15 protein-coding genes are annotated in these 12,814 nt (G+C 40.9%); 1 reads left to right on the forward strand and 14 read right to left on the reverse strand.

Features of this window, described 5'->3' with window-relative positions:
• Window positions 1-30 precede the first annotated feature (30 nt).
• From NDN60_RS04970 to NDN60_RS04985, 4 genes are read right to left on the reverse strand one after another with little or no spacing between them, the layout of a single operon-like run.
• Window positions 31-1,098, reverse strand: a complete 1,068-nt coding sequence (locus tag NDN60_RS04970; protein ID WP_056947222.1) for an ABC transporter substrate-binding protein — start codon at window positions 1,096-1,098, stop codon at window positions 31-33.
• Window positions 1,095-1,919: an ABC transporter permease gene (locus NDN60_RS04975; RefSeq protein ID WP_011375056.1), complete on the reverse strand. Its 825-nt coding sequence runs from the start codon at window positions 1,917-1,919 to the stop codon at window positions 1,095-1,097. The genes NDN60_RS04970 and NDN60_RS04975 overlap by 4 nt, the downstream gene beginning before the upstream one ends.
• The gene (locus NDN60_RS04980; protein WP_016265423.1) at window positions 1,916-2,731 is read right to left on the reverse strand and encodes an ABC transporter permease; all 816 of its coding nucleotides are present in this window, start codon (window positions 2,729-2,731) and stop codon (window positions 1,916-1,918) included. Before NDN60_RS04980 ends, NDN60_RS04975 begins: the two co-directional genes overlap by 4 nt.
• Before the next feature lie 8 nt (window positions 2,732-2,739).
• Window positions 2,740-3,831: an ABC transporter ATP-binding protein gene (locus tag NDN60_RS04985; protein ID WP_011375058.1), complete on the reverse strand. Its 1,092-nt coding sequence runs from the start codon at window positions 3,829-3,831 to the stop codon at window positions 2,740-2,742.
• A gap of 155 nt (window positions 3,832-3,986) precedes the next feature.
• Between NDN60_RS04985 and NDN60_RS04990 the strand changes: the two genes are divergently transcribed.
• The gene (locus tag NDN60_RS04990; RefSeq protein ID WP_056947225.1) at window positions 3,987-4,982 is read left to right on the forward strand and encodes a YhdH/YhfP family quinone oxidoreductase; all 996 of its coding nucleotides are present in this window, start codon (window positions 3,987-3,989) and stop codon (window positions 4,980-4,982) included.
• Between the two features lie 54 nt (window positions 4,983-5,036).
• On the opposite strand, the gene NDN60_RS04995 is transcribed toward NDN60_RS04990, so the two are convergent.
• From NDN60_RS04995 to mltG, 10 genes are all read right to left on the reverse strand, one after another.
• Window positions 5,037-5,255 carry a CsbD family protein gene (locus NDN60_RS04995; RefSeq protein ID WP_056947228.1) on the reverse strand — a complete coding sequence of 73 codons (219 nt, stop codon included), beginning with the start codon at window positions 5,253-5,255 and terminating at the stop codon, window positions 5,037-5,039.
• Window positions 5,256-5,329: 74 nt separating this feature from the next.
• Window positions 5,330-5,995 (reverse strand): ABC transporter ATP-binding protein, encoded by a 666-nt coding sequence (locus NDN60_RS05000; RefSeq protein WP_056947232.1) that lies wholly within the window; start codon window positions 5,993-5,995, stop codon window positions 5,330-5,332.
• 1 nt (window position 5,996) lies between these two features.
• Window positions 5,997-7,055, reverse strand: a complete 1,059-nt coding sequence (locus NDN60_RS05005) for an ABC transporter permease (protein ID WP_056947235.1) — start codon at window positions 7,053-7,055, stop codon at window positions 5,997-5,999.
• A 134-nt stretch (window positions 7,056-7,189) separates the two neighbouring features.
• Window positions 7,190-7,483 (reverse strand): HesB/YadR/YfhF family protein, encoded by a 294-nt coding sequence (locus NDN60_RS05010; protein ID WP_056947238.1) that lies wholly within the window; start codon window positions 7,481-7,483, stop codon window positions 7,190-7,192.
• Between the two features lie 25 nt (window positions 7,484-7,508).
• A complete protein-coding gene (locus NDN60_RS05015) occupies window positions 7,509-8,141 on the reverse strand; it encodes a response regulator (protein WP_016265428.1) in 633 nt (210 codons plus the stop codon).
• 1 nt (window position 8,142) lies between these two features.
• Entirely contained in the window at window positions 8,143-9,207 is a 1,065-nt protein-coding gene (locus NDN60_RS05020) for a sensor histidine kinase (protein WP_056947241.1), read from the reverse strand.
• Window positions 9,204-9,962, reverse strand: coding sequence for a cell wall-active antibiotics response protein LiaF (liaF, locus tag NDN60_RS05025; protein ID WP_016265430.1), 759 nt, complete (start codon window positions 9,960-9,962; stop codon window positions 9,204-9,206). The genes NDN60_RS05020 and liaF overlap by 4 nt, the downstream gene beginning before the upstream one ends.
• A 430-nt stretch (window positions 9,963-10,392) precedes the next feature.
• Window positions 10,393-10,866 carry a transcription elongation factor GreA gene (gene greA, locus NDN60_RS05030; RefSeq protein WP_011375067.1) on the reverse strand — a complete coding sequence of 158 codons (474 nt, stop codon included), beginning with the start codon at window positions 10,864-10,866 and terminating at the stop codon, window positions 10,393-10,395.
• Between the two features lie 21 nt (window positions 10,867-10,887).
• Complete coding sequence (gene udk, locus NDN60_RS05035; RefSeq protein ID WP_226474417.1) at window positions 10,888-11,562, reverse strand: uridine kinase; 675 nt, start codon at window positions 11,560-11,562, stop codon at window positions 10,888-10,890.
• A gap of 39 nt (window positions 11,563-11,601) precedes the next feature.
• On the reverse strand, window positions 11,602-12,753 hold the full coding sequence (gene mltG / locus NDN60_RS05040) for an endolytic transglycosylase MltG (RefSeq protein WP_016265432.1): 1,152 nt from the start codon (window positions 12,751-12,753) through the stop codon (window positions 11,602-11,604).
• Window positions 12,754-12,814: the final 61 nt, after the last annotated feature.

Genomic DNA, 12,814 nt, shown 5'->3' on the forward strand with positions numbered 1-12,814 from the left:
AAGCCTTTTTGTTTGCTGATAGCTTCACAATTAATGTTGCATCTTAAATTCTAGGAATAAATCGTTGTATAGACCAACCATCTCAGGTGATAAATCACTATAAACTTGTAGTTTATTCAGCACTTTTTGACTTGGGTAATAGGCTGGATTATTCCGGATTGCTGCCGGCAATAACGCTTTAGCCGGCATATTCGGTGTTGAATAGCCAATGTATTCCGCGTTTTGCGCCGCATTCTTAGGTTCTAACATGAAGTTTAAAAAGGCATAAGCTGCTTTGGTATGTTTAGCCGTCTTGGGAATCACGAGATTATCAAACCAAACGTTGCTCCCTTCTTCCGGAATCACATAGTGCAGATGTTTATTGTTGGCTAACATTTCAGCCGCTTCACCGGACCAGGTCACGGCGACGCTCGCTTCATTTTGAACCATGTACATCTTAATTTCATCGGCAACAATCGCCTTAACATTGGGTGCCATCTGATCAAGACGTGCTTTAGCAGCTTTTAACGCCACTGGGTTGGTACTATTGACAGATTGGCCGTTTTCAATTAAGCCCACCGCCATCATGTCCCGCGCACTATCGACGACCATAATTTTACCGCGATATTTTGCTTGCCATAAATCGGACCAATGCGTTAAGGGCCGATCGACTAATTGATCATTATAGATAATGCCTAACGTCCCCCAGAAATAAGGGAGCGAGTATTTATTACCCGGGTCAAATGGTTGGTTCAAATAAGGTTTACCGATGTTTTGAAAACCAGTTAGTCGTGAATGATCGATTGGTTTCAAGAGATTGGCCTTCCGCATTTTTTCAATCATATATTCACTGGGAACTGCCAAATCGTAAGCCGTGCCACCTTGTTTAATCTTAGTGTACATCGCTTCATTACTATCAAAAGTTTCAACCGAAACGTGATAGCCGGTTTGCTTTTCAAATTTCTTAATCAATGATGGGTCGATATAATCACCCCAATTATAGAGGGTTAGTGTATTATTTTTCGTATAACCTTGCGATTTTTGTAGCTGAACCGTCCCGAACCAAAGGGCTGCACAGACGACGAGGATTGCTAACGTTAATCGTCCTAATTTATTCATTTAACTGGCGCCCCCATTTTCTGCTTCCGTTTTGCTTTGTGTGCTTGATTGCGTTGATTTAATAAGTAATAGCCACCCACTAATAATAGTGAGAAGACAAACATCAAGGCTGATAGCGCGTTAATTTCTAAACTAATCCCTTGTCGAGCCCGTGAATAGATTTCAACGGATAACGTTTCAAAACCGTTGCCGGTAACGAAAAAGGTCACTGCAAAATCATCAAGTGAGTAGGTAAAAGCCATGAAAAAGCCGGCAAAAATACCTGAACTAATATAGGGCAAAATCACCTTGCTGAGCACTTGCCAATCAGTCGCACCTAAATCACGCGCCGCATCAACTAATGCAGGTCGCATTTCGTTTAATTTAGGCAGCACCATCAAGACCACGATTGGAATTGAGAAGGCAATATGACTCAGTAAAACTGACCCAAACCCTAGCCCAAGGCCCAAGAACGTGAAGAAAATCAAGAAGCTGGCCCCAATGATAACATCGGGTGAGACCATCAAGATATTATTCAAAGATAAAATAATATTTCTTAACCGCCGTTGCTTGGTGGAATAAATTCCTAGCGCGCCAAAGGTCCCAATGATCGTGGCACATAGTGATGATAAAATCGCAATTAATAGTGTTTCTAAGACAATCTCAATCATCCGTGTATCTGCAAATAAATCTTGGTAATTTTGCCAAGTGAACGATTTAAAGCCGTTCATATTGTCGCCGCTACTGAAAGAATAGAAAATCAGATAAAAAATCGGTGCGTACAACAAAATGAAGACGACAATTAACCAAACATGTTGCCATTTAATCTTAGCTTGTTTCATTTCATCGTCACCTTCTTCTTCGTCTTCTTTTCACCGGTTAACATCATGATAAGGCCCATTGCGACAATCAAGACAACCCCGATTGTCGAACCCATGCCCCAATTCATCGTCGTTAGGAAATGTTCTTCAATCGCGGTCCCTAAAGTAATCACCCGGTTACCCCCGATTAAACGCGTTAACATGAATAGTGATAATGATGGGATGAAGATGGCTTGCACACCCGCTTTAACACCGGCCATCGTCAAAGGTAACACGACTTTTGAAAAGGTCTGCCAATTACTGGCCCCTAAATCGCGACTCGCATTCACTAAAGAAGGATTTAATTCTTCCAAACTATTGAAAATCGGTAAAATCATAAATGGAATTTCAATATAGGTCGCCACCACCAAGAAACTAAAGTTGGTGAATAAAATCTGTTGTGGCCCGATACCAAACCACCCTAAGAAGTGATTGATGGCGCCATCTTGACTGAAAATCCCGATAAAGGCGTATGCTTTTAACAAGAGATTAATCCAAGTTGGTAAAATAATGAGTAACAGCCATAATTGCTTATGCTTGGTTTGATGGAGCCAATAAGCGGTTGGATAACTGATTAATAACGTAATTAACGTAATCAAAAAAGCATACCACAGTGAATTAAGCGTCATCTTCAAATAAGTGCCGGATTCAAAATAAGTGACATAATTTTGGAGCGTCACATGGTTATTAATATCAAAGAAGGATTGATAAACGATTAAAGCGACCGGTGCTAGCACGAATAACAAAAGCCACAGCGCGTAAGGTAAATAATAAATTAATTGTTTTTTTCGCATAAGCCGCCTTAATCCTCCTCTTCATAACTTTCAAGACGCGCGTCAAAATCTTCTTCAGATTCGCCAAAACGCATGACGTGGACGTCCTCTGGTTCGAAGAATAAGCCAACTTGTTGGCCATCTTTAGCTGGGTTAGTCGAATGAATTAACCACCGGTTACGATCGTCATCATAGGCGGTAATTTCATAATAATCTCCTCGGAATAATTGCGTATCAACGGTCACGACTAACTGTCCTTGGTTGACGGCTACGATATCCAAATCTTCTGGACGTAACACAATTTCAACGGCTTCATTAGGTTTCATCCCTGCATCAGCGCATTCAAAAACTTTACCGACAATTTCTACTTGATAATCAGCAACCATTTTCCCGGGCAATATATTACTTTCCCCAATGAAATCTGCGACAAAGTGATTAATTGGTTCATCGTAAATATCAACGGGGGTCCCGCTTTGAAGGACATTCCCCTCGTTCATAACAAAGATTTCATCACTCATTGCAAGTGCTTCTTCTTGATCATGCGTCACAAACAAGAAGGTAATCCCTAATCGTTGTTGGAGATCACGTAATTCATATTGCATTGCTTTTCTTAATTTCATATCTAACGCTGATAACGGTTCGTCTAATAAGAGAACTTTAGGTTCATTGGCCAACGCACGGGCAATTGCCACCCGTTGTTGCTGCCCACCTGATAATTCACTAATTTCGCGGTGTTCATAGCCACCCAAACGCACAAGTTTCAGTGCTTCAATCACCTTTTTTTCAACGTCACTTTTCTTAACTTTACGTAAATTCAACCCAAAGGCAACATTATCAAAAACGTTCAGATGGGGAAATAAGGCGTAATCTTGAAAAACGGTATTAACCTGACGCTTATTAGCCGGCAAATCATTCATCCGTTTTCCTTCAAATAACACATCCCCAGAAGAGGCATTTGTAAAACCAGCAATAATTCTCAGAATTGTTGTCTTACCACAGCCTGAGGGCCCCAATAAGGTATAAAACTTACCTTTTTCTAGTGCCATATCAATTCCCTTTAGGATTTGATTATCGTCATACTTCTTGATGACGTTTTTAAATTCCACCATTGGTTGCTGCATTTTCGTAATCCCCTCTACATACTATTATAAATAATGGCTCGATAAGTTAATAAATATCCCTTCAATTATACCGTTTCCAGCTTAGTATGCCAATTCAAACCTTGTTTTGTTGTATAATGAAGCTAACTAAACTATCGGAAATGAGGTTTTATATTATGGTCGCTTATCAAGCTTTGGTTTTAACGCACGACAATGAAACTGTTACTGCTCAGTACGCAACAAAATTGACACCCGATTTACCAAAAGAAGGCGTCTTAATCAAGGTTGCCTACTCAGATATCAATTACAAAGACCGCCTCACTATGAATGCTAAAAGTGGCGTTCTTAAAAACTATCCCGCAACACCCGGCGTTGATTTTGTCGGCACCGTGGTCACTTCAGACAATCCTTTTTTTGAAGCAGGTGAATGCGTCTTATGTACAGGCTACGGTACCGGCATTAGCATCGACGGCGGTTATGCACAATACGTCAAAGTCCCTAGCGAATGGCTCTTGAAATGTCCAATTGAACTAACACCCCAAGAAACAATGCAACTGGGAACTGCTGGGTTCACCGCGGCTATCGCCCTTACTAAAATTCTTAGACAGCCTTTTACACGGGATCACGATACACCACTACTAATCACAGGTGCGACTGGTGGTGTTGGTAGCTATGCGCTCACAATGTTAGCACAACTTGGTTTCACCAACATCACAGCGACGACACGCGATCTCAGTCAAACGGATTACTTAACTCAACTGGGTGCCAAACATGTCATTGCAACCGATGATCTCTTAACCGCCCCACTCAAACCCTTGGCCCACCAATCCTATACTGGTGTCATCGACACACTTGGTGGTGATGTCTTAGCACACATTCTCCCTTACATGGCCCAAGATGGTTTAGTCGCAGCTTGTGGTAACGCTGCAGGCTTTAAGCTCGCAACAACGGTCTTTCCCTTCATTTTACGCGGTGTAACGCTCGTCGGGATCGATTCGGTCAATTACCCCCGTAAGGATCGCAAAGAAATCTGGCAGTTGTTAGCCACTAACTTCAAACCGCAAACCTGGCCATTAATTCGCAACATCGCATTTTCAGAACTCGCAACTGAACTGAGCACCCCCACTAAACAAGCTGGTCGCGTGGTCGTTAAAATCGATACTGAACATTAAAAAAGTGATTCTACTCGTCCATAACGGATGCGTAGAATCACTTTTTAGTTAGACTTATTTATCCATTTTTTCTTTGACATCGTCGATGGCTTCATTTGTCTTTTCAGCGACTTTATCCTTAGCTTCCGCTAATTTTTCTTTGGCCTTGCCCATCATACCCTTGGCATTACCTTTTGCTTCTGTTTCTTTGTCGCCTGTTACTTTACCGGCTGTTTCTTGAACCTTACCAGTAACTTGATCTTTCATGCCATCTAACTTCTCTTTATTTGTCATTTAAAACACTCCTTACTGATTAGTATATCTTCATGGTAACGAATTACTCAACCATTCGTCAAAGTTTATGATTATCATTTATCAGTCAATTGACCATCACGCATGATGTAAACTTGATCCGTATAAGCTAAAACGCGTTCATCGTGCGAAACCATCACAATCGTCTGACCCGTTTTTTTAGTAATTGCCGATAACTGCTCGGCAACCTGAATGGCACGTTTGCTATCCAAACTGGCAGTCGGTTCATCAGCAAAGATTAACGCTGGCTGCCCATAAAGCGCGCGGGCAATTGCAACACGTTGGCGCTGCCCACCTGACAAGCTAGCCGGGTATTGACGGCGTTGATCCAATACCCCTAGTTCCTTCAAAAGGTCGTCTGCCTTATTCGGACTAGCTGTTTTCCGGAGTCGATCAACTAGTTCAAATTGTTCACTGACCGTTAAAAAGGAAACGAGGTTTGAACTTTGCAAGATAAAACCAAAATCGTTAAATCGCAAGGCCGACCGTTCCTTTTCCGTTAGGTGTCCTATTTCTTGATCCTTAAAATAGAGCTGACCATCACTAGGACTTTGCAAGCTGCCCATAATCGTTAGCAAGGTGGTTTTCCCTGAACCAGAAGGCCCTGTCAAACCAATAAATTGCCCTTTTTCAATCATTAAATCGATTTGCTTGAGGGCGGTCGTCTGCTGATCACCACTGCCAAATCGTTTAGTAATTTGTTCTAAGCGCATTAAACTCATATTAAGCCCCTCCAATCGCATCTAGCGGATCAATTTTTAGAATCCGCCAAATTGAAAATAGTGCACCGACCACCGTCATCAGCAATAGCACCGCTGAAAAGGCCCCAATTAATAAACTATTATTAGCATACGGCACACTGACTGGTAATACCAAGGTTGTTAGCAAGTTGCCAATGAAACCAGCACCCACGCCAATTAAGCCTAGGAAGAGTGATTGCCACATCAAACTGGATACTAATTGACCACCTGATATCCCTTGAGTTCGCATGACACCATAAACCGTCGTCTTTTCAATGGTGATAATATACATAAAAATCCCCACAATGAAGGCGACAATGATTAGTAAAGCACCAATCATTAGCGCGAAGGTTTTCACTTGTGGCCCGTAACCCGGAATATTATCGATTAACTGTTTAATCGTTAGGTTCGTTAATTGATCATCCTTTTTAATAGAGGCACCATCTCTTAAAACGACGGCATTAATCTGATCGTTAGCCGCTGGGCCATAGCGCATCTGACGGAAATCCTTTAAGCTCAAATACGTGACCGGTTGCGTGTTATAACGGTGATCGTTCGTTAACCCAACTACCTTATATTTTTCAGAACGGCCGTTTAATTTAATCTCCTGATTCAATTTAATCCCTTGGAGACTATCATCAACAGCCACTTCACGGGCCGCTTTTGGTAAGCGGCCCTTCGTTAACGTCGGTTTTAGAAAATCATCAAAATCAATGCCAAAAACACTCGTATTTTGTTTTTCGATTTGCGAACCACTAACAACCCCCATCATCTGACCTAGATAAGCGTGATCTTGTTGGTCCCCTTTAATCGTTGGCAGTGACTTTGTTTGTAACTCAGAGGCCGCCAAATTTTTATTCGCATACTGACTGATCACGATTCGATTGGCATCCCAATGATCAATTGCTGACCGGTTGTTGTTGGCCAACCCATACGCTAAGCCTGTTAAAAAATAAATTAAATAGGCAATCAAAAAAAGTGTAAAAATAATTAATGAATAGCGCAATTTAGCATGCTTCATTTCCTTAATTGCTAGATACAATGTCCTCATCCTCTCATAAAGCCTACTTCCAACTTAACATATCCAGCGTCATCATAATATTTATCTGCTCTAAGTATTAAAAAAGGCCCGGGACAAAAGTAATTTTTGTCTCGGGCCTTTTTTAACATCAATTGTCAATGTTTTGGGAAAGTATATTTCGGTTCGTCTAATTGCGCATCATAATCAATTGCTAGGTCATAGTCAGCAAAAAACCAAGCATCCGAATCACTGGCGAAATAAGTAATCCCGTCTTTTTCAACTTGGCCAATCGGTTGACTGACTTCAGCCCGTTCCATCCCTAATGAAAAGCCGTCATGAACAGCCGTTTGACCGTAAACCTTACCGAAAAAGCGCACTGCTTCTCCTGGTTTTAAAGCGAGTTCCTCTTGAAACCAATGACTTGCTGCATCTGTAACTGTAATTTGCATCTTCATAACCTCCCAAATTTTTAAATTAATCCGCTAATTGGTGCTTGATGGCATAAATTGCGGCCTGCGTCCGATCGTCAACTTGTAACTTCGCTAAAATATTGGAAACATGCGTCTTAACCGTTTTAAGCGTGATGAATAATTCATCCGCAATTTCTTGATTACTGCGGCCCTTGGCAATCAAGCCTAGAACTTCTCGTTCACGGTTCGTTAAATCTTCGTATAACTTTGTTTCTGCCTGGTGCGTCATACGATTCATCATCTTATTAGTGACTTCAGGTTCTAAAACTGATTGCCCCGCAGTTGTCTTCCGAATCGTGTTGGCAATCTCTTCAGCCGTCGACGTTTTTAATATGTAACTTGCTGCACCAGCTTCGATTGCTGGGTAGACTTTTTCATCATCAATAAAGCTGGTTAGAATAATAATCTTGGCTTGAGGCCAAGCCTTTAGAATCGTCTTAGTGGCTTCAATCCCATCCATTTCTGGCATAACGAGATCCATTAAAATCGCATCTGGCCGTAGTGCCAATGCCTTTTCGACACCTTCGCGACCATTAACCGCTTGATCGACCACTTCTAAATCGTCTTGCACCCCTAAATAAGTTGAAATCCCCAATCGAACCATCTCGTGGTCATCTACAATCAATACTTTTATCACTTTAATTTCGCTCCTTCAAAAGTGGTACTCTAATTTCAACGCTTGTGCCTTGGTTGGGTAAACTAATAATCTTAGCCGTTCCGCCAACCGATTGTGCTCGCTCTGTAATGTTATTTAAACCGTAACTGCCAGCCTTTTGCGCAACCTTTGGATCAAAGCCCTGGCCATCGTCCATTACTTTCAATAAAACGGTCTGGCCGATTTTTTTCAAATAGACTTCAATTTCTTGGGCTTTCGCATGCCGCAAAGTATTGGATAATAATTCTTGGACGATTCTAAACAGATTATCCTCAATCCCACTTGGTAGAATAACATTATCAATATCCCAAGTAATTTCCACCGCAATTTTAGTCTTCAATTCATTCAACAACTGAATAATCCCATCGCGTAAACTCTTACCCTCCAACGTCACTGGCCGTAAATGTAACAACAATGCCCGCATCTCTGACTGCGCATCATTCAAGACCCGCTCAACCGTCGTTAGCGATTGTAACAGCTGCGGATTATCCGCTTGTTTTTGGGCCACTTCGCTTAATGCCGACAACATCATCGTCGCCGCAAATAACTGCTGACTAACAGAATCATGCAACTCGCGAGCTAGACGGTGCCGCTCTTGGGCCAAAATTTCTTCCTTCGTCTCCCCCGCAATGACTGGTGGCCGATCACTATAACTTTGAATGTCACGTTGTAAGCGTATCATTTTTTGTCGTAATTGTTCAACTGTTTGTTCGATTGTCATCGAAAAATTACCATTATCGGCATTAATTTGTTTAAAAACGGGTGATTCATACTGTCCGGAAACTAAATATTGTAATTGGCTCTCCGTATGTGAGACCTGTTGACGCAAAACGAGATAAAAAATACTCGTTACAACCGTCGCCACAATTAACGCTGCCACAATAATATAGGCAATTAACGGTACATAGAAAAAGCGAACCGTTGCCAGACTTAATAACCACTGATCTTGTTGAATGCTATAGAAATACGCAAAAAATAACGCCACTGAAAACAGAAGCGTCAACAATCCGGTACTAATAAACACAAAACTGCGCGCGAGTTTACTCATACTAGAATCACCTCAAGATCGCCAATCACGACATTCGTGATAATTTTCAGATGGCGACTTTCTTCATCATAATTGGTACTATACAACTGAAGTGACTCATTTTTCAAGTGATATTGTTGCTCGTCAATCGTGACAGTCCCTAACATCGCCGAGTGGTCTAAATAAATCCCGGTGCCAACTGGTACTAAAATCCGCGTTTTACCAAACCCTTTACGAATGACAATATGGTTATCATCCTTAGGCAAAATCGTACTGCCTAAATCAATAATCGTATCACCAGCTAAGACGGCAAAGTTAATATCGTCCCATTCAAAAATATTCGTCCCAATCGTCTGATGACCAAACCAATTATGCCGTGTAACAGTTGCTTGTTTTGGCTTGGGAGCAGTTGTATTAATCGGTATGAAATTCTTTTTGCGCCATGGTGCATTTTCAAATAAATTGTTTAAATTACGGTTATTAAAATGACTCGCATGACTATGGTTGATCGCCATGAAAACAACCGCGACAATCAACATCAGCCATAATGAAAAATTAATCAACAATGGCACTGCGACCGCCACACTACTCATCATCGTTAGAAACGTCGTCCAAAAGCCCCGCTTATTAGCCATTCGGCGTTTATTAGCCCAGACTAATCCGAGAATCCCGATAATAATATAGACTAAATAAGGCGGATAGGTAATAATCTGCCAAATAAAGGTCCCAAAGATGATTGCTTCTACGATTAAAAAAATCCGCCAGAAAAACGGCATAATTTGGTCTCCTCTCAACTCTTTAAAATCATTATACAAGCTTAATCATTAAACGCCAATCAGTCTAGGGGCTGATTAACTCAAAAAGAGTGCGTTTGAAACGGTTTGACTATAAAAGTTCAACTAAAAAAAGAGCCGGGACAAATTAACTTTGTCCCGACCCTTTTAGTTAGCAGGTTATTTTTGAAACGTGCTTCTCAAACTGTCTTTTCCGGTTAACTACAAACCGGGAACCATGGCCAAGTGTGCCATAATCCCCGGTTTTAGGTTAATCCTCAAAGCCAACCCGTTTGAGTCAGCACTCTATTTTTGAAACGTGCTTTCATTAAGCACAACCTTCCGGTTAGCTACATAGGTCAAATAATCGACTATCGTCGCTTATTCACCCTATTAGGCTAATCCTCAGGTTGCACCCGCTTAATGACGCACTCTATTTAACTTCCGTAATGGTTACGTGCATGTCGCCGCCTGGTGTTTGAACCACGACTTTGTCACCGACGTGTTTGCCAACTAATGCTTGGGCAATTGGTGAGTCATTTGAAATCTTACCGTTAAATGGATCAGATTCTGCAGCACCAACGATTTGATAAGTTTCTTCTTCGCCATCTTCATCATCTGTGAAGCTGACAGTTTTACCAACAGCGATTTCATCAACAGCAATATTGTCAACATCAATCACTTCAGCAAAACGAAGCATGTTTTCAACTTCAACGATCCGTGTTTCAAGTGAGCTTTGTTCATCTTTAGCAGATTCGTATTCAGAGTTTTCTGATAAATCACCGAAACTACGTGCAATCTTAATCCGATCGATTACTTCTGGTCGTTTAACCATTTTTAAGTTTTCAAGTTCTTTAGCTAGGTTTTCTTTACCTTCTGCAGTCATTGGGAATTTTTTTTGTGCCATTATAGTCACCTCGTTTAATTATTAGTCATTCATATTTAGAATAGATTGAATCTTCGTTACCAAGAGATCAATCGCCACTCGGTTGTTACCACCTTCGGGCACGATTAAATCTGCATACCGTTTTGTTGGTTCAATAAATTCGTGGAACATAGGTTTAACTGTCTTGAGATATTGCATCACAATATCATCAAATGAACGTCCCCGACTCTCCATATCACGACTCATCCGTCTTAATAAACGAATATCATCATCCGTATCAACGTAAACTTTGATGTCCATCAAATCACGTAACCGGGCATCCGCTAATACCAAAATTCCTTCCAAGATAATCACATCTTGTGGTTCCACATGGACAACTTCATCTGTCCGGTTGTGGATTTTATAATCATAAACAGGTTGTTCAATTGATTGATGATTTTTCAACATGGTTGCTTGTTCGATCAATAAATCAGTATCAAACGCATCTGGATGATCATAGTTGGTTTCTTGGCGTTCTTCAAACGAACCATCTTGATGTTTATAATACGCATCCTGTGGTAATAACATCACCGAATGGTTTGCAAATTTTTGTGCGATTGCCTGGCTAACAGTGGTTTTGCCACTACCTGAACCACCAGTTACGCCGATAATTATGGGTGCTTTTTTTTGACTCGTCATTAGACGCTCCTTTTTCTCAACTTCTTTTTGGACAGACAGAAGTCGACCCCGCTTGAGGTCGACTTCTATGATACATTACTAATCTTCAATCGAGCTCGTTGTGTCTGTATGTTGCTCGAAAGTCTTCGAGTAATAAACCTTACCCGTCTTCAAGTTAGCCACAAAGTAGAGATAACCTTGATCACGATCAGCTGGGTTTAAGACCGCCGTTATAGATTGTAAACTTGGCGAGTTAAATGGTCCTGGCCCGTAACCTGAATGAACATAGAGGTTATAAGGTGAGTCGACTTTAGTATCTTTATTATAGAGATGTGTCTTATGCGTATTCAATGCGTACATAACAGAAATATCTGATTGAATTGGCATATCAATATCTAAACGGTTAAAGAAGACACCAGCAATCTTTTGACGATCACTTGCGGTTACCCCTTCACGTTCAACTAATGAGGCCAATGTTAATGTTTGTTGAACAGACAATTTCTTATTCTTCATTGTTGCATAATATGGTTGTAAGTTTTGATCCGTTGTCTTCACCATTTCGGTAATCAATTCTTTCAACGTGCTGTCTTTATAGACTTCATACGTTGCTGGGAAGAGATAACCTTCTAAGTGATAACGAACGTTCTTCTTAGCCATCGTTGATGACAAGAGTTGTGGGTATTTCTTCTCAAGACTTGCCAAGAATTTCTTATCTTGAACCTGCTTCATGAAAGCAGCCTTCGAGAATTTGGTTTCCTTGCCGACTGCAGTTGCAATCTGTTCAAGGGTAACCCCTTCTTTGACTAAGACCTTACCCTTCGAATCGCGAGGACGGGTTGGCGTCCCTTCTTTTTGAAGGTTAGCAATAATCTTATCTAAGCTCATTGATTGTTTCAAAACGTGATAACCAGCTTGGAAATCGGTAAAGTTATGTGTCTTCACGTAATAGTTAAAGACAGATGCATTCCGAATGAGTCGCTTATCTTGTAAGATAGCGGCAATTTCCTTGTTGGTTGATCCGTTAGGAATCTGAACCGTAATTTCTTGTTTAGCATTTGTGTTATAAGGTTTCAACGATGATTGGACAAAGCGATACCCCATAAAACCAATAATGATGACTAAGGCTATCAGGATACTAATAATCCAATAGACAATTTTATTAGCTGCTTTTTTTTCAGCCCGTCGTTCAGCGTATTGCCGTTCTTCAGCCGTTTTTTGATCAACTGGCTCCTTTTGATCAGCATTCTTCAAAGGATGACCTCCTAATTGCTCTTTTAAATACAATCCTTAAAACATTATACCAAATTATTCA

This window comes from Latilactobacillus sp. (assembly GCF_033176295.1).
Taxonomy (GTDB): domain Bacteria; phylum Bacillota; class Bacilli; order Lactobacillales; family Lactobacillaceae; genus Latilactobacillus; species Latilactobacillus sakei.

Bases quoted from the DNA above. Each gene is read 5' to 3' on its own strand.
- greA (WP_011375067.1), bottom strand. From the start codon at position 10,866: ATGGCACAAAAAAAATTCCCAATGACTGCAGAAGGTAAAGAAAACCTA.
- NDN60_RS05000 (WP_056947232.1), bottom strand. From the start codon at position 5,995: ATGAGTTTAATGCGCTTAGAACAAATTACTAAACGATTTGGCAGTGGT.
- NDN60_RS04990 (WP_056947225.1), top strand. From the start codon at position 3,987: ATGGTCGCTTATCAAGCTTTGGTTTTAACGCACGACAATGAAACTGTT.
- NDN60_RS04995 (WP_056947228.1), bottom strand. From the start codon at position 5,255: ATGACAAATAAAGAGAAGTTAGATGGCATGAAAGATCAAGTTACTGGT.
- NDN60_RS05020 (WP_056947241.1), bottom strand. From the start codon at position 9,207: ATGAGTAAACTCGCGCGCAGTTTTGTGTTTATTAGTACCGGATTGTTG.
- NDN60_RS04980 (WP_016265423.1), bottom strand. From the start codon at position 2,731: ATGCGAAAAAAACAATTAATTTATTATTTACCTTACGCGCTGTGGCTT.
- NDN60_RS04970 (WP_056947222.1), bottom strand. From the start codon at position 1,098: ATGAATAAATTAGGACGATTAACGTTAGCAATCCTCGTCGTCTGTGCA.
- NDN60_RS05010 (WP_056947238.1), bottom strand. From the start codon at position 7,483: ATGCAAATTACAGTTACAGATGCAGCAAGTCATTGGTTTCAAGAGGAA.
- liaF (WP_016265430.1), bottom strand. From the start codon at position 9,962: ATGCCGTTTTTCTGGCGGATTTTTTTAATCGTAGAAGCAATCATCTTT.
- NDN60_RS04975 (WP_011375056.1), bottom strand. From the start codon at position 1,919: ATGAAACAAGCTAAGATTAAATGGCAACATGTTTGGTTAATTGTCGTC.
- NDN60_RS04985 (WP_011375058.1), bottom strand. From the start codon at position 3,831: ATGCAGCAACCAATGGTGGAATTTAAAAACGTCATCAAGAAGTATGAC.